Annotated in this window: 22 protein-coding genes and 1 pseudogene; 6 read left to right on the top strand and 17 right to left on the bottom strand. The window is 43.6% G+C overall.

Going from position 1 to position 21,041, the window contains the following annotated elements; all coding sequences use genetic code 11:
* Together V7K48_RS12000 and V7K48_RS11995 are read left to right on the top strand one after the other, a co-directional pair.
* Positions 1-265: WD40 repeat domain-containing protein (locus V7K48_RS12000; protein WP_335072630.1), on the top strand; the 265-nt coding region annotated here is incomplete at its 5' end.
* 469 nt (positions 266-734) lie between these two features.
* Positions 735-3,926, top strand: coding sequence for an nSTAND1 domain-containing NTPase (locus V7K48_RS11995; RefSeq protein WP_335072628.1), 3,192 nt, complete (start codon positions 735-737; stop codon positions 3,924-3,926).
* Between the two features lie 356 nt (positions 3,927-4,282).
* On the opposite strand, the gene V7K48_RS11990 is transcribed toward V7K48_RS11995, so the two are convergent.
* The 3 genes and pseudogenes from V7K48_RS11990 to V7K48_RS11980 all read right to left on the bottom strand — a co-directional run.
* Positions 4,283-4,558 carry a hypothetical protein gene (locus V7K48_RS11990; RefSeq protein ID WP_335072654.1) on the bottom strand — a complete coding sequence of 92 codons (276 nt, stop codon included), beginning with the start codon at positions 4,556-4,558 and terminating at the stop codon, positions 4,283-4,285.
* Positions 4,559-4,817: 259 nt separating this feature from the next.
* A complete protein-coding gene (locus V7K48_RS11985) occupies positions 4,818-5,051 on the bottom strand; it encodes a hypothetical protein (protein ID WP_335072626.1) in 234 nt (77 codons plus the stop codon).
* Between the two features lie 117 nt (positions 5,052-5,168).
* A pseudogene (locus tag V7K48_RS11980) lies at positions 5,169-5,381 on the bottom strand (IS66 family transposase); the annotation flags it as partial.
* A 1,420-nt stretch (positions 5,382-6,801) separates the two neighbouring features.
* Between V7K48_RS11980 and V7K48_RS11975 the strand changes: the two are divergent.
* Positions 6,802-8,634 carry an iron uptake porin gene (locus V7K48_RS11975; RefSeq protein ID WP_335072624.1) on the top strand — a complete coding sequence of 611 codons (1,833 nt, stop codon included), beginning with the start codon at positions 6,802-6,804 and terminating at the stop codon, positions 8,632-8,634.
* An 867-nt stretch (positions 8,635-9,501) separates the two neighbouring features.
* Here the strand turns inward: V7K48_RS11975 and V7K48_RS11970 are convergent.
* Positions 9,502-9,690 carry a hypothetical protein gene (locus V7K48_RS11970; RefSeq protein ID WP_335072622.1) on the bottom strand — a complete coding sequence of 63 codons (189 nt, stop codon included), beginning with the start codon at positions 9,688-9,690 and terminating at the stop codon, positions 9,502-9,504.
* Positions 9,691-10,096: 406 nt separating this feature from the next.
* Between V7K48_RS11970 and V7K48_RS11965 the strand changes: the two genes are divergently transcribed.
* Positions 10,097-10,573 carry a hypothetical protein gene (locus tag V7K48_RS11965; protein ID WP_335072620.1) on the top strand — a complete coding sequence of 159 codons (477 nt, stop codon included), beginning with the start codon at positions 10,097-10,099 and terminating at the stop codon, positions 10,571-10,573.
* 428 nt (positions 10,574-11,001) lie between these two features.
* Positions 11,002-11,466 carry a calcium-binding protein gene (locus V7K48_RS11960; RefSeq protein WP_335072618.1) on the top strand — a complete coding sequence of 155 codons (465 nt, stop codon included), beginning with the start codon at positions 11,002-11,004 and terminating at the stop codon, positions 11,464-11,466.
* Between the two features lie 359 nt (positions 11,467-11,825).
* Here the strand turns inward: V7K48_RS11960 and V7K48_RS11955 are convergent, their stop codons facing one another.
* The 9 genes from V7K48_RS11955 to V7K48_RS11915 form a co-directional block, all read right to left on the bottom strand.
* Positions 11,826-12,245, bottom strand: coding sequence for a nuclear transport factor 2 family protein (locus V7K48_RS11955; RefSeq protein WP_335072617.1), 420 nt, complete (start codon positions 12,243-12,245; stop codon positions 11,826-11,828).
* 28 nt (positions 12,246-12,273) lie between these two features.
* Complete coding sequence (locus tag V7K48_RS11950) at positions 12,274-12,867, bottom strand: nuclear transport factor 2 family protein (RefSeq protein WP_335072615.1); 594 nt, start codon at positions 12,865-12,867, stop codon at positions 12,274-12,276.
* Between the two features lie 65 nt (positions 12,868-12,932).
* Positions 12,933-13,352, bottom strand: coding sequence for a cupin domain-containing protein (locus V7K48_RS11945; RefSeq protein WP_335072613.1), 420 nt, complete (start codon positions 13,350-13,352; stop codon positions 12,933-12,935).
* 252 nt (positions 13,353-13,604) lie between these two features.
* Positions 13,605-13,685: a hypothetical protein gene (locus tag V7K48_RS11940; protein ID WP_335072648.1), complete on the bottom strand. Its 81-nt coding sequence runs from the start codon at positions 13,683-13,685 to the stop codon at positions 13,605-13,607.
* Positions 13,686-13,812: 127 nt separating this feature from the next.
* A complete protein-coding gene (locus tag V7K48_RS11935; RefSeq protein ID WP_335072611.1) occupies positions 13,813-14,160 on the bottom strand; it encodes a hypothetical protein in 348 nt (115 codons plus the stop codon).
* Positions 14,094-14,621, bottom strand: a complete 528-nt coding sequence (locus V7K48_RS11930; RefSeq protein ID WP_335072609.1) for a condensation domain-containing protein — start codon at positions 14,619-14,621, stop codon at positions 14,094-14,096. The genes V7K48_RS11935 and V7K48_RS11930 overlap by 67 nt, the downstream gene beginning before the upstream one ends.
* Positions 14,596-15,237 carry an SDR family NAD(P)-dependent oxidoreductase gene (locus tag V7K48_RS11925; RefSeq protein ID WP_335072607.1) on the bottom strand — a complete coding sequence of 214 codons (642 nt, stop codon included), beginning with the start codon at positions 15,235-15,237 and terminating at the stop codon, positions 14,596-14,598. The genes V7K48_RS11930 and V7K48_RS11925 overlap by 26 nt, the downstream gene beginning before the upstream one ends.
* Positions 15,238-15,343: 106 nt before the next feature.
* Positions 15,344-15,484 carry an AraC family transcriptional regulator gene (locus V7K48_RS11920; protein ID WP_335072605.1) on the bottom strand — a complete coding sequence of 47 codons (141 nt, stop codon included), beginning with the start codon at positions 15,482-15,484 and terminating at the stop codon, positions 15,344-15,346.
* A 3-nt stretch (positions 15,485-15,487) separates the two neighbouring features.
* Positions 15,488-15,607 carry a helix-turn-helix transcriptional regulator gene (locus V7K48_RS11915; RefSeq protein ID WP_335072646.1) on the bottom strand — a complete coding sequence of 40 codons (120 nt, stop codon included), beginning with the start codon at positions 15,605-15,607 and terminating at the stop codon, positions 15,488-15,490.
* A gap of 74 nt (positions 15,608-15,681) precedes the next feature.
* Here V7K48_RS11915 and V7K48_RS11910 point away from each other — a divergent pair, with 74 nt between their 5' ends.
* Entirely contained in the window at positions 15,682-15,834 is a 153-nt protein-coding gene (locus tag V7K48_RS11910; protein ID WP_335072652.1) for a hypothetical protein, read from the top strand.
* On the opposite strand, the gene V7K48_RS11905 is transcribed toward V7K48_RS11910, so the two are convergent.
* The 4 genes from V7K48_RS11905 to V7K48_RS11890 all read right to left on the bottom strand — a co-directional run bounded on the left by V7K48_RS11905 (position 15,810) and on the right by V7K48_RS11890 (position 20,698).
* Complete coding sequence (locus V7K48_RS11905; RefSeq protein ID WP_335072603.1) at positions 15,810-16,430, bottom strand: FMN-dependent NADH-azoreductase; 621 nt, start codon at positions 16,428-16,430, stop codon at positions 15,810-15,812. The genes V7K48_RS11910 and V7K48_RS11905 overlap by 25 nt on opposite strands.
* 236 nt (positions 16,431-16,666) lie before the next feature.
* Positions 16,667-17,269 carry a hypothetical protein gene (locus tag V7K48_RS11900; RefSeq protein ID WP_335072601.1) on the bottom strand — a complete coding sequence of 201 codons (603 nt, stop codon included), beginning with the start codon at positions 17,267-17,269 and terminating at the stop codon, positions 16,667-16,669.
* Between the two features lie 76 nt (positions 17,270-17,345).
* On the bottom strand, positions 17,346-18,695 hold the full coding sequence (locus V7K48_RS11895; RefSeq protein ID WP_335072599.1) for a cytochrome P450: 1,350 nt from the start codon (positions 18,693-18,695) through the stop codon (positions 17,346-17,348).
* Between the two features lie 110 nt (positions 18,696-18,805).
* Entirely contained in the window at positions 18,806-20,698 is a 1,893-nt protein-coding gene (locus V7K48_RS11890) for a lipoxygenase family protein (RefSeq protein WP_335072597.1), read from the bottom strand.
* Between the last annotated feature and the right edge of the window lie 343 nt (positions 20,699-21,041).

Here is a 21,041-nt window from a genome sequence, read left to right as displayed (position 1 = left end):
GCCCTTGGCTGAACCCTTCGGTGGTGATCAGGGTTGGGTCAATTCTGTCGCCATTAGCCCGGATGGGCAGACGATTGTCAGTGGCGGTGATGACGACACTGTGCGGTTGTGGCGGGCTGACTGGCGTGGATGGTTGCAAGTCTGTTGCGACAGGTTGCGTTACCATCCCATCTTCACCAATCCGCAAACCGAGGAAGCAAAAGCCGCCTGCGAAGTCTGCCGTGAACATGTTTGGAGTAAAGAAGAAGCTGAAAGCGGGGATTAATGAAAAGAAAACAGGATAAATAAACCTCTAATCTCCAATGTTGAGGCTCAGAACTTTACTTTTCACCTTCAGAACTCGGAACTCCGACCTTTGAACTCGGAACTTCGACCTTTGAACTCGGAACTTCGACCTTTGAACTCGGAACTTCGACCTTTGAACTCGGAACTTCGACCTTTGAACTCGGAACTTTAACCTTTGAACTCGGAACTCCGAGATCCAAGGGTGAATGATGGTGAGTCAAAGACGTAGGGTAGCCCGTCGGAGCGATCGCTTCCGTAATTACTAGCAGACTGCAAGGTATAGAGATTATCCCCTTTTCTAAGACTTTAATTTGGTGCTAATACCGCGTGTTGCTCAACTGCTATTAGAATTTGAAATCTAGAGTTTTTAACTATCGTGAGGAAATTATCGGTTATTTGGGTATTTTAATAGACAGAGGCGATTTACCCAATAGTTTTAACAAAACAAGATGACACAATACGCCCTTGTCGTTGGAATTGCTCAGTATGACAACACTTTAAGCAGCCTGACTAAACCTACTAATGATCTCGAAAATCTTCTTGGCACAGAAAAATTTTTGCTGGTGGTAGATCAGTTTGAGGAAGTATTTACAGTTTGTGCAGATAAGAAAGAACAGCAGAGATTTATTGAACTACTGACTCAGGTAGCAGAGATTCATGATTCGCGGTTAACAGTTGTAATTCCTATGCCAGGGGATTTTCTCAAACCCTGTTTAGATTATCCCTCCTTGACTCACTTGATTCAAACCCAGGCAGTTTTAATGCCGCCTTTAACTGGAGTTTATTTAAAGGAGACAATCACCGAATCTGCCAAGCTTCAGGGTCATAGTGTTGAAGAGGCACTACTATTAAAAATTCTCCAAGATGTTAAACAAGAACCAGGGTTCTTGCCTTTGTTGGAGTTTACTTTAACTAAACTCTGCGAGAAACCCGATAAAGACAAACATCAACTCACCCTAGAACAGTATGAGAAGTTGGGAGGATTAACTGGGGCGTTGAATCTCTATGCAGAAAAGGTTTATGATTACGAAGATTATGAGAAGGAATCCCCAACCCAAGAACGCAGTCAGCAGGAAAAAGAATGGATTAAGCAGATTTTTCTGCGGTTAGTGCGAACGGGAGAGGGAGAAAAAGACACTCGACAGCGCCAACCGAAAGCCAGACTATTAAATATTGTAGGTGATGACCTCAATCAACGGCAAAACCTCAGTGAGTTGATAGATGGGCAAGTGGGATTAGTTAAGGGACGCTTATTAGTCAGTGGGAAAGATGAACAAGAAAAAGCGTGGATTGATTTAGCCTATGAAGCTTTAATTGAAGGTTGGCAGCAGTTTGCCCAGTGGCGACAACAAGACCGAGACTTACGGCGGTTGAGTGACAGATTGGCAGATACCCGACGGGAATGGTTGAACAAGGGACAGGATAAAAAATATTTAATCCAAGGGGGACTGCTGGCAGAAGTGAGGGATAGCTGGCAACAATTGCAGCCCTATTTACAATTACCCCAAGAAGATGAAGCTTTTTACCAGCACAGTGATGATTATGAAAAAGACCACATTACCGAACTGGAAAGGGCACTCACTGAATCCCAACTGCGAGAGAAAGCCGCTAGGGTAGAAGATTTATTGACTGTCCAACCCCTAGATAGTCTAGTTTTGGCAATTCAAGCTATGGGTGAGAATCAAGAGAAACTACCCCAGCAGATTCTCGCACCAGTTCAGAAGAGTTTGAATCAGGTGGTGAATAAAGCAAGAGTCTCCATTCCCTTCCATGGTCATGAGGATGATGTCTCTTCTGTCGCCATTAGCGCCGATGGGCAGACGATTGTCAGTGGCGGTAGTGACGGCACGGTGCGGTTGTGGAACCTCCAAGGTCAGACCTTAGCTGAACCATTACGTGGTCATCAGGGGAATGTCAATTCTGTCGCCATTAGCGCCGATGGGCAGACGATTGTCAGTGGCGGTAGTGACGGCAGGGTGCGGTTGTGGAACCACCAAGGTCTGACCTTAGCTGAACCATTGCCTGGTCATCAGGGTAATGTCAAGTCTGTCGCCATTAGCGCCGATGGGCAGACGATTGTCAGTGGCGGTACTGACGGCAGGGTGCGGTTGTGGAACCGCCAAGGTCTGATCTTAGCTGAACCTTTGCGTGGTCATAAGGGGAATGTCAATTGTGTCGCCATTAGCGCCGATGGGCAGACGATTGTCAGTGGCGGTACTGACGGCACGGTGCGATTGTGGAACCACCAAGGTCAGACCTTAGCGAAACCATTGCGTGGTCATGAGGGTGATGTCAGGTCTGTTGCCATTAGCGCCGATGGGCGGACGATTGTCAGTGGCGGTACTGACGGCACGGTGCGGTTGTGGAACTACCAAGGTCTGACCTTAGCTAAACCATTGCCTGGTCATCAGGGTTGGGTCTATTGTGTCGCTATTAGTCCTGATGGGCAGACGATTGTCAGTGGCGGTAGTGATGGCACGGTGCGGTTGTGGAACCACCAAGGTCTGACCTTAGCTGAACCTTTGCGTGGTCATCAGGGAAATGTCAATTCTGTCGCTATTAGTCCTGATGGGCAGACGATTGTTAGTGGCGGTAGTGATGGCACAGTGCGGTTGTGGAACCGCCAAGGTCTGACCTTAGCAAAACCATTGCCTGGTCATCAGGGGAATGTCAGGTCTGTTGCCATTAGCGCCAATGGGCAGACGATTGTCAGTGGCGGTACTGACGGCAGAGTGCAGTTGTGGAACCACCAAGGTCTGACCTTAGCTGAACCATTGCCTGGTCATCAGGGTTGGGTCTATTGTGTCGCTATTAGTCCTGATGGGCAGACGATTGTCAGTGGCGGTACTGACGGCAGGGTGCGGTTGTGGAATCACCAAGGTCTGACTTTAGCTGAATCATTGCCTGGTCATCAGAGTTGGGTCTATTCTGTCGCCATCAGCCAAGATGGGCAGACAATTGTTAGTGGCGGTAGTGATGGCACGGTGCAGTTGTGGAACCACCAAGGTCTGACCTTAGCTGAACTATTGCCTGGTCATCAGGGTAATGTCAGGTCTGTCGCCATCAGCGCCGATGGGCAGACGATTGTTAGTGGTGGTGATGACGGCACAGTGCGATTGTGGAACCATCAAGGTCTGACCTTAACTGAACCTTTGCGTGGTCATCAGGGTTGGGTCTATTCTGTCGCCATTAGCGCCGATGGGCAGACGATTGTTAGTGGTGGTACTGATGGCACGGTGCGGTTGTGGAACCACCAAGGTCTGACCTTGGCTGAACCATTGCCTGGTCATCAGGGTAATGTCAGGTCTGTCGCCATTAGCGCCGATGGGCAGACGATTGTTAGTGGCGGTGATGACGGCATGGTGCGATTGTGGAACCACCAAGGTCTGACCTTAGCTGAACCATTGTATGGTCATGAGGGTTGGGTCTATTGTGTCGCCATCAGCGCCGATGGGCAGACGATTGTTAGTGGCGGTGAAGACGGCACAGTGCGCTTGTGGCGCGGTGACTGGCGTGCATGGTTGCAAGTTTGTTGTGACAGGTTACGTTACCATCCCATCTTCACCAATCCGCAAACAGAGCAAGCAAAAGCCGCCTGTGAAGTCTGCCGTAAATATGTTTGGAGTAAAGTAGGCGGGTAAGGATACGGCAAGCCGTCTAAGGGTGAATTATCGTGAGTAAAAGGGGTAGGCGTATCGCGTCGGAGACATTCATGTTTTGAACTGAAGGGTCAATTTTGCTGGTACTCTCTCTAGTTTTCGATGTGCGATCACTGATTTTCATCCTAGACAACAACGAGCAAATACCCTTTTTTTCTCCAAGCTAATCATTGAAATTTTGGAGCAAAAAATTCCTCTAAGACAGTGCCTGCCTTGTCCAATGGCTTTGGTGCGTTATGGACTTCGTCCTAATGCACCCTACATATACTTAGATTTTTTCACGAAAATCACTAGGCTCAGATCCGAATGGCACTAAGAAAAGCGGAAATGCTTATCAATTAAGCAGTTTGCAATTGTTTACGTAATTCATTCCGGGGTTTGGTCATCAAGGGGTAAATTTTGGGGCGACGTTTACGAACTTGTGATTCACTACGACCTGGGCGTTCTGGAACAGCCTTGTGAGCAATAACTTTAAGTAAAGTGCGATAAATTCGTTGACGTTTTTTAGAATAAGCGGCTAACAATTCGGGAAGAAAGTTATTTAAATGATGGCGAGTACCTTGTAACGACAAGCGTAACGGAGGAGTACAATAAGTAGTGCCTGCCGACCACATCAAACTACGAAGTAGATTGTAAAATCATCGCTAAAGCAGCTACAGGTTTTGAAGACTTAACAAATATACTAGATGCGAAAAAAATTGGGTCTTTAAGAAATTTAAAGCCACGTTCAGAAACAGACTGTTTCTTATAAGTAAGTGGGTGTTAAAAAACAAAACTTGATTAAAAAATGTAAATTGCTTAAAAGCTCCTATTTAAAGTACTTCTGGTACTTTACAGAAGTTTACCTAGTTTGGTTTAATTGTGCCTACTTACTTACTCTTGAAGAATATCTGTAGGAGTCCAATGTTCTATATCAGTTAAATTAGTTGCGAGAATAAACCGTCCTGCCTTGTTTTGATAAGCAGTAATAGCCTGAGTATTGAGAACTAAATTAGCTTGAAGATGATATGTTACATGATCAGGTGACTGCTCTTGACTGGGACGACCAGATTTGTGATAATGAGCCTTCTCAAGAATCTGAATATTTTCCATTTGATGGTATTTCATTTTGCCAGCTAACTGTTGAGCAGCTTGGCGAACATCTAATTCACAATTAAATTCTTGAGTAGATAGTTTTTGGATTACAGTCTGTTGTATTTTCTGTTGTTTAGTAAGGATTCAGGTCTAAACTTGAGGAATTAAAGATGGTGCTTGCACATCTGGGTTAATTATTACTTTTATAGCTTGCTGAAAAAATTCAATTACAAAACGTCCTTGGCGACGGCAAGTTTGTATAACGGTCAATAAATTGGCAGTATCTTGGAACCGCTCCATTGAGCGGGAACTGCCACTGACTTTTCTTTTTGTTACGGCTAGACGTAGCGATCGCTCTGCCAGGGCACTCATATTCCTGCTGATAAATTGGGGAACCACATCCACATTGTTTACTTCGGGAGTGTAAGGTGGAATTACTTTTCCTGCTGTATAAAATGCAAACTATACATCAGTTTTTTTGATGGTAATACCTTCCCCTTAACAGAAGGTTCATAGTACAAATACAAATAAATGCAAATATTGTACTATATATCTATCGAATTATCGTAGTATTAAGTTAAGCAAAAGCAGGATACCCGATTTAGACCTCGTAAAGGTGCTCCCACCCCAAAAGCGAATATTGAGTTTGGGCGATCGCTTTTGCGTGGAGAGAAAATGCCCTGAGTTTTAGATCCCTCTAAATCCCCCTTAAAAAGGGGGACTTTGACTCAGGTTCCCCCTTTTTTAAGGGGGGTTAGGGGGGATCTCAAGATGCCTAAAGTCACAGGTAAACACTTTTTAAACAACCTCTTAGGCACTTACCAGTAATAAAATGCCTTGGATCTCGCAACAATAGCCTCATGCAACTATTTTTCTTTCCTTCGTTACCGATGGCGCAAAACAATAGCCTTTATGATCAGTTTTCGGTTCTTCCCCACCGCCTTGGTTTTCTGTACTCAAGTAAGATAGCAGTATGACTTAACCAGAAACCGTAAACTCTCTGCCATACTGCTTCTGAGCCTGTTTGTGTGAGGCGATCGCAGGCTGTGGCTCAGGTGTACCAAAAAGCTGCAAACAATGCGACTATTGTGCAACCATCGGCTAAACCGCCTCTGACGACTCTGGGCAAACAATGCTCGTAAATTGGGAGCAAAGCATTAGTCTACTAGAAAGTCTTCAATTAAAATTTACTGTCTTAGAGTAGCAATACTTGCATTTTACAAATCTCTATGCAAAGATAGGTTGGCACAAAACACTGTAAATCTATCGATTTACAGTACTTAAATAAAGTTAATAGTATTTTTAGTTATTTGAGTGAGTGTAAATTCTGATATCTAGCTATGTCAATTTGCTCACAAATAACTAGAATACTTAAGTTTTAGTCATTGAAATAACCAATGATGAATTTCGCGTACCATAACCAATAAAACAGGATGTCAGAATATGTTTCCGAAATATTTATTCATATAATATCAAGTAGATATTATGTACTTTAGCTGTCTCAAAAAGGGAATTGAAGAAGTTTTTTGATGAGACAGCATTATAAACAAAATATTTCAAGGATTCTAGGATGAGTTAAAAAATCAGAATTTAGGTGACTTTCTGGATTTTATATTCAATCACTGTCTTACTGATTTTAGAACCTAAAGTTTCAGTTATTCAGCCAGTGAAATCCTTGCTATTCATCTAATTTGCATTTTAGTAGAAGTATTGGGAAAAATATTTCTGCGGCATTTCATGTTCAGTTTAAAGTCAGTTATTTCGCTTTTAAGGTTGAGGAGTTATGTCGATTGTTCGCTGGGATTCTAGATTTAGATTCTGCTTACTTTTTTTACTAGATATTTCAATTATCTTAGTTATTAATCCTGCAAAAAGTCAGGCTAATATACCTGAATCTACTGCATCTCTCACTTCATCTAGTGATACCATCCTTGTTTCTGCTTCTGGCCAGTTGCCTGTATTTGTTCCTGATCACAACAATTCTGTGGTAGAACAAGTTACGCCTATTTCACAATTACTTTTACCTATACCTGAAGGATTATCTAATCTTAAGACTACCGATCCCACAGTCAGCAGTGATCAAGTGGGATCTTCAAATGACAATGGAGCGATGAACCAGGTAAATTCTGTTTCACAGTTATCGGATATCAAACCAACTGATTGGGCGTTTCAAGCCTTGCAATCTTTGGTGGAACGGTATGGCGTGATTGCAGGCTACCCTAATCAAACCTTTCAGGGTAATCAAGCAATGACTCGTTACGAGTTTGCAGCCGGACTAAATGCAGCGCTGGCTCGAATCAATGAGCTGGTGAGTGCGGGAACAAGTGATTTGCTGAGAAAAGAAGATTTAGAAACATTGCAAAAACTCCAAAATCAATTTGCGCCAGAACTGGCTGAACTGCGGGGGAAAGTGGATTCGTTGGAAGCAAGAACAGCGACTCTTCAAGCACAGCAGTTTTCTACCACAACCAAACTTGTTGGTGAAGTTGAGACTGTGATTGGAGGAATTGTGGCAGGCAATAATGTCGTCAGTAAGCGACCCGCACCCCACAACTTCACATTTCAAGACAGGGTTATTTTGCGCTTAAACACCAGTTTTACTGGTACAGATCAACTGCGGATAGCACTCACAGGAGGAAATATTGCCTCTATAGGAGGAACAAGAAGTGGAGTACTTGGAACCAATGATGGCAGAACTTCTGATAACGCCAGTCCACTTTTCCCCAACAATCAATTTTACCTCTCTGGCCTCCGCTATCGTTTTTTAGCTGGTAGTAATACTGCAATTAATGTTTTTGCTCAGTCTGATGGAGTCTTTGAACTAGGCTTGAGTGGAACCATCAACCCGTATTTTGAAGGGTCAGCAGCTAATGGGATCTCACGATATTCGCGGCGAAATATGGTCTATGACTACGGAGATACCGGAGCCGGAATCGCCATCCTCCATGACTTTAGTAAACAATTTCAATTAGGGTTGGAGTACACCTCGATTAATGGTAACAATCCTACAGACAATAATGGCTTATTTGCAGGCAGGTATGTAGCTCTAGGACAATTACTATATAATAGCCCCAAGAATAATTTCCGGCTGGCTTTGACTTACGCCAATACTTATAGTCCACCAAACACTACAGGTCTAACTGGCACAAACTTCGGCCCAGTCATCGGCAGTAACTTAGCAAACAGCACTGTGGCTGGAAGAGGAACTTTAGCGAATACTTATGGTGTAGAAGCATTTTATCGGATTAATCCATCTGTGGCATTAAATGGATGGGTAGGTTATTCCGCGCACCGTTACTTAGGGAGCGGTGATGCCGAAGTCTGGAACTGGGGTGCCGGACTATCATTTCCCGATTTATTCCAAAAAGGTAGTTTGGGAGGTATTTTTGTGGGCATGGAGCCAAAGTTGACTAGTCTGAGTAGGAACGTAAATTTAGGAGCGGGCGCTGGTCAAGTAGACAAAGATACCTCCTTACATATTGAGGGCTTTTACCAATATCAACTTAATGACAATATTGCGATCACGCCTGGTGTAATATGGATTACTGCACCTGACTTTAATGCTGAGAATCCTGATAGTGTAGTTGCTTGGCTCCGCACTACCTTCAGGTTTTAACCTCAAAAAACTATAGGACTTACGGAAGAACTCTCTGAAACTCTTATTTCTTCGTGTCGCGCTAGTTGCAACTCCTGCGGGGAGACACACAAGGGACAAGTCTCTTAACCGCAGACGCTCGCAGGCTCGCTACCGCTGCGCTATCGCCCTTGGCGTCTCCCCTTCTCCCAAAGGGAGAGGCTAACGCCAAGGGAGAAGGGCGCACTGGCTTCTCTGCGGACTCTGCGGTAGCCTGTGGCAAGCCGCATCTCTACGTTCGTGCAGCGTGTCGCAGACAGACGCTACGCGTAGCTTGCTTCTCCGTAGGAGTATGCGTCTACGATTTTCTGTTACCTGTGCATATGTTCTGAACTAGTAACTCAAGTTGCGGGTTATCAAATTATGGGTGCTTGGTAACTGCCAATTCAGGCAATGCCTGCGGTTCTTGCTAGCCCACGCACAAGACAAACAGAGCAAATTGTTTTAGCAGGAGACCACACAGCTAGGCCTTGCCTGGAAGCTGAGACATTAAGAGAACATACTTACAAACATCAAGCGATAACCTTTGTCCGGTTCAAAACCAGTAACTTTGGGACAAGGCTATAGCACTATAATTTGGGTTTTAGAAGTATAAGGAAGTTGAGTATTACCTCTATTACATGAACGCATTACCAGTTTTACTAACCCAATTGAAAAAGCGGCAGCACAATAAAAGCTCTGCTGTGAAAAACTGCCAACACACCCTTTATTGTTATGGGATGCGGAGTATGGTTGCGCCAGTTTCGTGAAACAAACAGCAGATATTGCTGCTGATAAATTGTTCCGTTTGCACTCCAATCGTTTACTTGATGGCGAGCCAAGAGGTTACACAGGTGTAGGTTGCTGTATTCACGGGGATAAATTCAAGCTCCCAATTGCGATCGCCAACCAGATCCAGACTCGAATAAATCTCAGCCCAGCATCGTTGTAGTTAATCACTTTACTAATTGGTAATAGTTCAATTGAGGTAAGCCAACCCACAAATACCGTGATTAAAGTTGCCAGTACCACAAAGATGAATACTGTTCTCCAAATCATTATGTTCTCCGAGTCATATCATGTCTTTAAATAGTTGTTATTGCATACTCCTACATAAATAAGCAAGCCGCACGCACTGCATGAAAAAGCTTAAATAGAGCGAAGTCAAGCGACAAGCCACCAAGAGTGGCATAGTCATTGGGAAACCTTAAGAAGAAGGTGTAGTTACTTTTATCTTGCAGTTTCCCCTTTTTTTTTGCTACCCCAACTCACATAAGCCGTAAATCACAATCAATAATTATTTCATATTGACTTAACGCACTTGTGACAAACTTATAACAAAAGTATGACTAAACATTTTTACTGAACAGGCTGTTTAAAATCAGGAAATAAAAGAAACTTCTCCAGATGCATATTAGTCATTAAATTTTGGCAATCAAGACTCATAAATGAGGAAGTTTATTATATGAATCAGCTTTTTTCTAAGAGCTTACTAGGGTTAGCAGGTATATCGTTTTTGCTTTGTTCGTCTCAATCAGTGATGGCACTTGTACCCTATAACGTTGCTATTATCGTCAATAGTGGCTCTACAAATACGATTGGTTACCGCATTTACGTATCACCATCTGGAGAAGTGAATTATGTAGATGGCAGAGGGTCTAATCAGGGTAAATTGCCTGAAAAATTTACGAAAAGGTTTTTCAGCGACTTAAAAGTTGCTCAACCTTTATCTAACTTGCCAGTTAAAGGTTGTGTCAAATCTGTTTCTTTTGGTACAAGTACTACCATTAGGTTAGCTGCTGAACAGTCGCAAGATATTAGCTGTCCTGGCAATGCTAAAGCTCAACGCTTAGATAATGACGTTATTGCAATTGTCAAAGCTTTAAACGTAGCTAATGTTCCTAAGAGCCAAGGCAAACCACTGTCACTCCAGAACTTCTAGGCAGTCTTAGGCAGAATGCAGCCTATTTGACTCTTTTTAGCTGGGGTTATAGAGCCTGTACTAGATAAAGCTGCTCTGGTGCAAATCCAGAGCAGTATTAACAAGAAAAGTTTTACATAGCAATACCTTCGCCAAATTAAGAGCCTACAAAAATTTTGGCAAAACTGGCAAAATGACTTATAGATGAGCGTTTCGCTTAAAAATAAAAAATGTAAAGTTTTATAATAATTTTGACTTTCGGCAAAAAATTTGAGTTTTGGGGTGAAAACATAGTATACCTCCTGCTAAGTAATAGATAGCTAGTCCGAGTTATTCAAAGATGACATCAACTGTCAAATCAAGGTGAGTTCTTTGTGTCTGAAAACAGTGCTAACTGCTTTTTGAAAGCTTTAGGGATCTAAAAAAATTAATTCAGCTAGGTAAAAGCTATGGCAAATATCAATGGTACTAGTGGTAACGACTTGCTCAATGGTACAACAAGCGATGACTTGATTAAAGGCCTCGCAGGTGATGATGTCTTATATGGTAACGGAGGCAGCGATACGCTTTCTGGTGGTTCTGATAATGATACTCTAAACGCTAATGCTTCTAGTGGAAACAATATCCTCAAAGGTGGAAGTGGGGATGATGATTTAGACGTTACTTTTTCTTCGGGGAATAACATCCTCAAGGGTGGCGCTGGTGAAGATTCCTTAAGTGTTGACTTTTCATCTGGTAAGAATCTGCTTTTTGGTGGTGTTGGCAACGATAATCTTTTTGCCACTAACACAAAAGGCAATAACACCAGGGCAAACGCATCTAAATTATTCTTAATCACAACGAAGGTTAAGAACCAACGAAAAAATCAGGATTTCGCGCTTGATTATTTTTTAAGCTCCAAAGCGATTGCCTAAAATTTTCGCAATAAGCAAAATTTAATGACATTGATCTTAACTATATTCTCAATATAGTTTACTTATTGACATGATGCAGCCGCCCTGATCTCGAACTGCTTCACTTAACTTGAGTTCTCAAATGGTGAATTTTTCGAGGTTCCTACTCCTGTTAATCAATTCCTGTTAATTAATGAGTTGCGTCATGAACAGGAATTGATTCACACCACGTCATCGCTGAGTGGATCAAAGGCGATCGCTAACTTATTGCTAGAATCAGGACTAATCCGATTACCTGGTACTCTCTAGGAGATTTTGCTTAAAGCAACACGATTGACAAAGATCGTTTGCTACTAGAAAGTATTCGCAACAGAACCCGCTTACATAGGTTCCATGTATAAGCGTGCCCACTCGATCTGATCCGCTTGGATGCCAAGAATGGTCGCTCCGCGCATCCTAAACCGCGTGCCATCACGATGGGTACCAAACCAGTACCACTCAGCCCAGGCTGTATTACCCTCAACTGCCGAACGGAGTAACTCGGAGTGAAAGTCTGGGATGTCGTGGAACATGGCAGACCAATTCTTACGGACATCCTCAACTCCGTGTACAGCCTTCTCAGGATGAGCTGGTTGCTCACCCTGAAAGTTAGGTGTAAAACAGGCTAAAAACGCTTCTAGGTCATGCACGTTCTGTGCTTGTTGCAGTCGCTTTATGACAATACTTTGGCTGAATTTCACGATCTCTCCTTTGAGAATGATGACAAAGTAAACCGCGCCTAAGTGAATACCTAAGCCCAACAGTTGTCCCCCTGATTTATGCGTCTACTTAGTTGCGATCGCTGGCGCGTTCGATCAGTGCGTTTGAGGGTAGGCTCGGATCGAGTGCCTTACGCGCACTTTCAACGCCTACAACGGGTAACTTACTAGGATCGAGCAAGCCAAGTTGAACCAATACACTCGCCTGATCCCAGTAGATGTGTTCGTGGGCTAGTTTGTCATCGCGGAACTGAACGATCGCTACCACAGCCACTTCAACCCGTTTAAGAGTCGGAGCAATGCCAGGTAGCATCCAGTCCATTTGGATGGTATGAGTGAACTTAACCATCATTTCATCGACAAGCCGATCGGTTCCAATCGTGCGTGAGATTGGGGTCAGATCCATGTCCGGCGGCATCTGTGAAATGAAGTATTTGGAATAAAACTTGCGCAGTGCTGGTTTCCCTACTCCCCCAGTCATTACTGGAATGTCGTTAACGTAAGCATCCTCAACCATCGTGGCGAGTGTATCTTCAGTGTTGTAAGTGTCAAACTCGTGCCGCAGATGTTCTTCCCAGAGTTCTTGCAAAAACTCCTGATCTGGTGTCAGGTTGGCGATCGCCTTTCCATTTGCTTGTTCGTCCACGTTTTGCTGTTTGACCATGTTGGTATACTCTTGGTTCTATTTATTTAGAGTGAATGAAATAATCCTTGCAAAGCAGATATAATTCATGCGATAAATTCGATGCCGTATTTCGGTGCTGCCGCCAAAATTCGCTTGATCGCCTCAGGAGTGGCTGGAGCGGATGGCGCGTCTGGGTCGTTTACTGGTGTGCCAACTTCAACAAAGAACTGTTCAATTCCTGCAGGTATGTACCAGATCAACATTCTGGCGCGTTGGTTGGTGATATTCTTAAAGGTATGCAGATGACCCTTCGGCGAATAGAGAAACGTTCCAGGGGTAGCAATCACGGTTTGGTCACCGAGTTGAAACTCCAGTTCGCCTTCCTGGATGTAGAATGCTTCATCTTCTCGATGATGAATATGCGGCGGCGGGCCAATTTCAGGATCAACTCGCAATTCGACGAGCGTGTATTGCCCATTCGTGTCTTCGCTCACTGCCTTGAAGGTGAAGACATCTCCCACCACTGAGAGAGAAGTTCCTTAACCTGGCTTCATTAACAATTCCTGAGTGTTACTCATTGTCATTTCTCCTGCTTGTTTGAGAGTTGGCAAGATTCAGTCCTTGCTTGTTTCGGTTGTTATATCTGAAGTGTAGTGAGTACCAATGCTTAATTACTTTCAGATTCTTGCGATGATTTATCAGATTCTTATGATGTTAGCGAAGTTGGTTTGAGGTCATTCCAGTGAGTCGCTTGAACTGTTCCAACTTCAGATTGGTTAATTGTTGTGCTGTAATTCAAGATGTCCAATTGTCGAAAAGACATCATCTGGATTGTATCTCCGTTTGAGGTCGAGCAAGCGCTCATAGCTCGACCCAAAGGCAAGCGGAACGGTTCATCATCAAGCTATGCTTCTCCTGAAATTTTAACCATTGCTCAGTTTATTTTCCTGCCACAGTGAGATTGATACTCTAAAGAATGTTGTGTTATGTGCACCAGGCAGCTTCGGATGCAACTTCCTGTACTACTGCAAGCTCTAAACGCTTGACTCCTGACGATAAAAAAGCAGTTGCAGCCCGTTCGCTCTCAGCTCGATCCACATCTATCAGTGGTGTCGATGAAATCGTCAGGGCAAGACGATCGCCCAAGGTCGCAACTCCAACATTCCGCCCTACCACACCTGACGTGACAGCAGGTGCATGGAGTGCTTCAATCCGAATGTTGCCGTATTGTTGAGCCATATCGATGCGACCGAGATTTGTGACATTCAGTTGACAGAGATATTGCGATTGCGCTGCTTCAACAAAGGCGGTGGCATCGGTGAGATTTGCCATTGTGGCGATCGCTCAAATATTTTGCCTCCTAACCCTTGGAGAATATCTCGCATTAGATAAATACCCGATAGCCCATCTGCGATCGCATGATGGCAAATAATCATCAGTTCGGATTCAGCCCCCGATTGCAGCAGCACAACTCGCAGTAAGGGTGCAACCTGCCAATCCAATGAGCGAGCCAGTTCGACTTCGAGTTCTGCTTGCCAGTGCCGATCATCTGTTCTCGCGACCAGCCGCAGCGGAATCTCGTCGTCGGTTTCGACAAATTTAGGCTGTCCGATCGCGTCAGTGGCGATGCGGACTCGGAGCAGCGGATGGTGTTGCTGAACTTGTCTAAGCACCGTCGAAAGTTGCTCGGAACTAAACTGTCCCTGAAGTTTCGCAACGGTGGCAAAATCTATCGAATAAAACTGGTTGTAGAGCCAATATAAATGTTCAAATGCGCCTAAATACCGTTCCATGAGGGACTCCTATTGCTATCCTCGGTTTGTTGGATCGAGAGACTTCTGTGCGAGTATAGCCAGGATTGACGGCATTAATCCGAATCCCTTGCCTGGCATAATCGAGCGCAGCAGAACGAGTCAGACCCATCACAGCATGTTTGCTTGCAGTATAAGAACCAGATCCAGGTACCCCGATCAATCCTGCTACTGAAGAGTTGTTGATGATGACCCCTGCTCCTTGAGTCAGCATCTGTTGAATTTCATATTTCATGCATAAGAACACACCCCGTAGGTTAGTCGCCATCATGCTGTCAAAGTCTTCAACAGATTGCTCGTGTAGTGGCTTTGGGGGTTTACCAAACCCAGCGTTATTGAAGGCAAAATCTAGCCTTCCGCAACTTGCAACGGTTTTCTCTATCAGCGCCTTAACCTCTGTTTCACTCGATACATCCGATCGCACAAACAAACACTCCGCTCCTATCTCACGAATCATCGCAGAAGTTGTTTCGCGTTCTGCATCACGTCTGCCGGAGAACACTACTTTTGCTCCAGCAGCACCGAACGCGATTACAGTTGCTCTACCAATTCCTGTCGTACCTCCAGTGACTAAAGCCACTTTATCTTGAAGTATCATTGTGTTTCTTTCAGCATCACTCTCGTCGTATTGATCTGAAGTGTACCGAGATCCAATGCTTAACTTCTTTCAAATTCTTACGATGCCTTATCAAATTCTTATCGGGTTAGCGAACCTGCTTTGGAGTCATTCCAGTCAAGTGCTTAAACTGTTGCGTTAAATGACTTTGGCAAGAGTTACCCACTTGTAAGGCAATGTCTGCGCTCGTTAAATCCGTTTTCGACAGCATCAATTTTGCTTGTTCCACTCACTATTGAATCACATACTGATGCGGCGAAATTCCCATTGCTTGTTTGAATACACTTGCGAAGTAAGTGGGGCTAATATTGATGACGCTTGCCAATTCAGTCAACGATAGATTTCGACTCAAATGCGTTTGGATATAATTGATCGCCTGCTGCAACTGGATACAGGTTAAGCTTCTATTTTCAGATGTGACGATGTGTGCCGACTCAGCATAATGTCGCAACAGATGAACGACTAACGACTAAGATAAGCGGTGGCAGAAAACCTTTGCATCACAACCAAGATATCTCAATCGTCCGCTTCATCGACTTGTTAGCTGGCTGGCGCTACCAACCGCTCACTAATTCTTGAATTTTAAATTGTGCTTCGTCTAGCCCCCGTTTCCGTGCCTCGTCTCCCATATCTAGACCATTGGCATGAATGAACTGAATGTCAGTCACACCCATGAATTGAAAAGCATACTGGAGGGCAGGTTCCTGACAATCCCATCCTTCATAAGGAGAACCTGCTCCAAACTGAACGCCTCGTGATGTGATGAACAACACTTTTTTACCGTTCGCAAGTCCTTTAACTTGACCATCCTCCTCCGTGAATGTGCGACCCACACGAACCACTTGATCAATGTAGGCTTTGAAGTTGGACGGAATGCTGAAGTTGTACATCGGCACACTGAACACACACCGATCAGCCGCCAAAAACTCATCCACTAACTTATCAGAAAACTTCAGCAGTTCAGCCATTTCTGAAGTCAGTGCTTCTGGCGCAGTAAAACAAGCCGCAATCCAGTCTTCGGTGACGTGAGGAACTGGCGTTTGTCTTAAATCACGATAGGTGATCACGCCATCAGGATGTAAGTCTTGCCACGCGACTATAAACTCCTTTGCCAACTTGCGAGATTTAGAGCGATCGCCACGCGGACTTGAATCAACATGCAGAATGCTTGCCATAGTGCCTCAACCAGAAATTTCAATTGCCATTTAGACAGTAAGCCAGTTACTTACTAAAGTAAATTTAGGAACGAAAAAGTATGATCACAGAAGTTGTTTCGCGTTCTGCCTCGTGTCTGCCGAAGAACACTACTTTTGCTCCAGCAGCACCAACGGCGATAACTTCTCTACGAGATGCTGCGCGAACGTTAAGCCGAGTCGCTTTGCGACACGCTGCAGATTATTACTTCACTTTTTCACTTGACAAATTGGCTATTACTGATATTATTAGAGGCATTGTTTTTTGAGTTTATTGCAATCACTAAACACTCATTTGGAACCCTAGTAAGCATATCGTTAAAAGCAGGAGTATAACGACCATCTTCATCAACAACTCTACGGAGAGTATACCCACCAGCCTGAGAAAGTCCACCGAACCAAACGTTCTTTCTGTGCCAAATATCTCCATTGAGAGAATTTTTGTCTCGGGACATTGTAAAACTTACAATCGCTTTTGAAATTGGTATTCCCAGCAAAAAAGGTATGACTTGGGCTTGCTGCAAAGTTTCATTTTCAAACTGAATTTTGTAAGTGAACTCAAACCATTGAATGAAACGTAGTAATATCCAGCCACCAATCGAGTTATGAAAAGTCCACTGCAACGGTGCAAAGAGTGGTAATAACAAAGCTCTGTTCTGTGTATCCCATTCTAAATTGTACATAGTAATGCAAGTATCTGGCAGTGGATTACCATCCATAAAAAATACACCCTTGAGGACAGATGGTAAGTTTGTTTCTTTGATTGGAATCATCCAGGTTGCAATATTAGCAAGTTGCTTTTTCTCAATTAATTCAGACATAGTAATTTGTAATTCGTAACTAAGACAAACTCAAAAAGCCATAATAATTACTAACTCATAAATCAGCACTCACTACTCACAGTCGTTGAGCAAAACCTTGTAGCACTAAATTATTAGGAGTAACGGCAGTTACTTTTTCAAAATCCCACTTGACTTCTGTAATTGAGTCCCATTGATAATTCTTGAACAAATGTAAACAGAAAATCTTGATCAAGCCAATTGATAAGGATCTACCAGGACAGGCTCGCTCATGCCCTTCGCCGTTCCAAGATAAGATATCTGAAAAATTTCGTGTTATGTCAAAATCATCTGGATTTTGATATCTACTGGCATCCCGATTAGCCGTAAAAATAGAGCCAAGCAAGCGAGTACCCTTTTGGAATGGACATTTTTGTTCTCCAATCTCAACTTCACCCGCTTCAGTGGTGAGTTGGCTAACAAATCGCACAGGTGGATAGAGACGAGCCGTTTCCAAAATCACTTGATTGAGAAGTGTTGACTGTTCTAGAGCATTTGGGTCTAAATTTTCCTTGCCATTCCAAAATGCATTGACTTCTGTCACTAGATCATTTCTGAGGATATTATCCAGGCATAGAACACCAATAACAGATCCCAAAAGCGCACTCGTGCCGGCAGTACCGGCAATATGAATCATATCGAAAAGGCTATTAGCGATTTGGTGTTCGTTCAACTGATACTGAGCGCCTGTTTCAAAGTAAGATGCCCATTTGACAGATTGTTGATATCGCTTGGTTAAATACTGACGATGCCGAATTTTTGGCGCTGTTAATATTGCCAGCAAATACTTGTTAATAAAATTTGGCAAGGATGCAAGAGCCAAACCTTTAATGTAACTACTCGATGCTGTGATTTCTTCCTCAGATAAAGATATCTGAAAAACCAGTTGGTGCAAAATCGACAGCATAATCTTTGGCAAATCATTGCCGATGTGTAATTCGCCCCGTTTAACAGCCTCTAACAGGCTTTGCTCAACTAGATCCCCTAAAAAGTCTATCTGCCCTGACGGTTCCGGTAAGGCTTGTAAGAACACAGTACGCAGTCCTGTGTGTTCGTTACCATTCGTTCCCAAGCTCAAAGGATTATCGAGCAGGTAGCTAGGAGCTAATATTCTGATGATGCCTAAATCATTTCCCCGCAGTTGTGGTTGGGTTTGCATTAGTTCTCTCACCTGCGAGTGAGAAGAATGCATAATTGCTTGGTCTACCGCAAAATACTTATCTCCAATATTGTCCTTACGGATGTAGAGAAAGTCCCGCCATGCGTTGAGCATGATTGAGGCATCCATGTAATAAAAAATTAAGCGTAGAAGCTTACCGATCGCAGTGTCATAACCTACTTTGGCTAGTATAGGTGCAAGCCAAAGCTGGCGATCGTGACCTTTGAGAACTTTATCTTTAAGTGTCATAATATTTACTTTGAGTCATTGGTCATGGATCATTAGTCATGGGGCATTGGGCATTTTTTTCTTCCCCTGTTTCCCCTGCCCCCACTGCCTCATTTCCCCCAGTCTCCAATTTAGATATTGATGCTCTGAGGAATTTTAGAAGGAAGCAGATACTCATAGATTGGACGCTGCAAATTACGTTGCTTAATCGTATTTTCTACCTGCTGAAGATTACTCTGGAATGCCTGTAACAATGGTTTTACTTTCTGGTCTGTAAAGTATCCTTGCTGATACTCGCCCAGCTTGTTATAGTATACAGATCCTAATAAGCTGAGTAAATTGTATTGCCGTTGCGCCTGATCTAAGGGGGGGAGCAAATTCAGGTAGTCTTGCTCAGTAACTTCTCTTTTGAGAGTTGAGGCTGGTAAATAACCTGCCATTGGGATGGCTGCGGCATAGCTTGTCAAATCTTTTTGCGGAAAGTTAACCGCAGCATGTTGAGCGCTGGCAGTAAAAATAATCAGCGTAATGGCATCAATTAAGTAATTGAGCGTTTTGATGCTCCCATTCTCGCCAAAATCGGAGATCCGACCACCATCATAAGCTGATATTTCGGCTGCCCATGCTTGCAGGGCTGTGTCTTTCTGAATATCTTCATCGGTGAGGTAATATAAATTCAGATAGTCCCAAACCCATTGATAAATCGCTTCCCAAACTAATAGTGCATCATCCCGGTAAGGATAAACAGGCAATAGGTTGGGATCATCCACACCGCGCTGTTGGAATTGCTTGAGTAAGATGGCACTATTGAAACCATAGCTTTGCAACCCTCGCACTGTGAAAATGCGAGAGTTATCGATTGATGCTGAGAGTAATCTATCGACGCCACCGCCCGGAGCAATGAGAATCTGTTGGGCGGCATCGTTAATTGCTAAGGTGCTGTCAAAATGGGGGTGCAGGAGAATTCTTAAAGGATGGGTAAGTGGCAGTTGTCGATAGGTTGCGATCGCAAAAACACCAACTAACAGGTGAGTTCTTGCTAGGTGAGTAATAGGTTCGTGGAAGTTGGCATCTGCTATTTGGACAACTGTTTTGGCAAAAAGCCAAGCGTATTTACCAGAATTAGGGGTAATGATCGGATAATCTGATCCTGGGGTTTGACCGCATTGAATGGCTACCGGACGCAATAGACGGGTAGGGTCTGAGCCTTTGGGTAAGGCAAACAGTGCTAAGGGAGCATAGACATATTTTTGTTCATGTGGGAATGTACCATTGATCGCACCGTCTAAAATTTTATAGTCAGCTAAGTAAAGCCTTCCTTCAAGTCCTGCTGCTGCTAATGAATCGTCAGTTCCCATTACTGCTTGGTAATGTTCCTCTGTGACTGGGAAGCGATCGCCTAGACTGGTTACTCGCTCGATCATGACGGGATTGTAGCCAGCGACTCGCATGTAGGCAAATACTTCATCTTCCTGGTAAGTTTTGGCGATCTCTGGTACACCAATCACTGGAAACAAATTTTCGTAGTCCTTGAGACTGGTTGCATGTCCTGTGGGCTGTCCTTCATATAGAAGGGTAATTACCCGATTTAGAGTATCTCTGAGAATCACAAGTCCGTTTTCTTTAAGAATAGAAAAGAAAAGATTGTCAAGTTCTTTAACATCCTTAGATATTCCTTTGAGCAAAAACTGGGGGATAATTTGCAGGATTCTTAGCAGAATGCTGATTCGGGCTGGTAATGCTCCCTTGAGCAAGGCTTCTAAAATAAACCTTTCGACATCATCACGAATCGATTTAGAACCCTGATTACCTCTGTTGACAATCAAGGTATTAACAAAAATAACTCGTAACTGCTGGGCTAATAAAAAATACCAGTTAGTGGTGAACTCTTCCGCCAGAGAAAGCTTATCCACCATAGCAATAGATGGAATATGGGTGTAGTTATATTGATACTCTTGCCTAGCTATATCTAGGGTATCAGTGCTTGAGGAACTGATCGGATTATTTGGTGATGAAGCAGTCATTGACCCTACTCACGTGTAGTACGGAGAACTTTAACAGTTTAGGATAAACAGGTTTAAGTTAGCTAAACGTATTATTACAATCAAGTTAGGACATACGCATCATACATATGTACTATATAAAATTTGGGCTTTTGAGCCATATCTAACGCCCAACACATTAAATATGCTACCAAATCAGCGTTGTGAGCAGCGCCTGAAACGGATATATTGTAACCCAATGGTGTGTTCACCATATATGGTTCTCAAGGTGCAACTGAACAGTAGAGGTTAGACTTTTCTTTATAGCTGTGAGACGACGTAATTACTTACCTCGCCTCTTGGTGATGAGGACAAGCTTTGGACA

The sequence above is a fragment of the Nostoc sp. genome, from assembly GCF_036919615.1.
Taxonomy (GTDB): domain Bacteria; phylum Cyanobacteriota; class Cyanobacteriia; order Cyanobacteriales; family Nostocaceae; genus Nostoc.
The sequence above is the reverse complement of the archived record's forward strand: the minus strand, read 5'-3'. Positions and strand labels throughout refer to the sequence as shown.

Excerpts from the sequence above, each read along its gene's own strand:
- V7K48_RS11960 (WP_335072618.1), top strand. The coding sequence starts at position 11,002 with ATGGCAAATATCAATGGTACTAGTGGTAACGACTTGCTCAATGGTACA.
- V7K48_RS11965 (WP_335072620.1), top strand. The coding sequence starts at position 10,097 with ATGAATCAGCTTTTTTCTAAGAGCTTACTAGGGTTAGCAGGTATATCG.
- V7K48_RS11995 (WP_335072628.1), top strand. The coding sequence starts at position 735 with ATGACACAATACGCCCTTGTCGTTGGAATTGCTCAGTATGACAACACT.
- V7K48_RS11970 (WP_335072622.1), bottom strand. The coding sequence starts at position 9,690 with ATGATTTGGAGAACAGTATTCATCTTTGTGGTACTGGCAACTTTAATC.
- V7K48_RS11950 (WP_335072615.1), bottom strand. The coding sequence starts at position 12,867 with ATGGTCAAACAGCAAAACGTGGACGAACAAGCAAATGGAAAGGCGATC.
- V7K48_RS11975 (WP_335072624.1), top strand. The coding sequence starts at position 6,802 with ATGTCGATTGTTCGCTGGGATTCTAGATTTAGATTCTGCTTACTTTTT.
- V7K48_RS11895 (WP_335072599.1), bottom strand. The coding sequence starts at position 18,695 with ATGACACTTAAAGATAAAGTTCTCAAAGGTCACGATCGCCAGCTTTGG.
- V7K48_RS11890 (WP_335072597.1), bottom strand. The coding sequence starts at position 20,698 with ATGACTGCTTCATCACCAAATAATCCGATCAGTTCCTCAAGCACTGAT.
- V7K48_RS11930 (WP_335072609.1), bottom strand. The coding sequence starts at position 14,621 with ATGGAACGGTATTTAGGCGCATTTGAACATTTATATTGGCTCTACAAC.
- V7K48_RS11985 (WP_335072626.1), bottom strand. The coding sequence starts at position 5,051 with ATGAAATACCATCAAATGGAAAATATTCAGATTCTTGAGAAGGCTCAT.
- V7K48_RS11990 (WP_335072654.1), bottom strand. The coding sequence starts at position 4,558 with ATGTGGTCGGCAGGCACTACTTATTGTACTCCTCCGTTACGCTTGTCG.
- V7K48_RS11900 (WP_335072601.1), bottom strand. The coding sequence starts at position 17,269 with ATGTCTGAATTAATTGAGAAAAAGCAACTTGCTAATATTGCAACCTGG.
- V7K48_RS11905 (WP_335072603.1), bottom strand. The coding sequence starts at position 16,430 with ATGGCAAGCATTCTGCATGTTGATTCAAGTCCGCGTGGCGATCGCTCT.
- V7K48_RS11935 (WP_335072611.1), bottom strand. The coding sequence starts at position 14,160 with ATGGCAAATCTCACCGATGCCACCGCCTTTGTTGAAGCAGCGCAATCG.
- V7K48_RS11925 (WP_335072607.1), bottom strand. The coding sequence starts at position 15,237 with ATGATACTTCAAGATAAAGTGGCTTTAGTCACTGGAGGTACGACAGGA.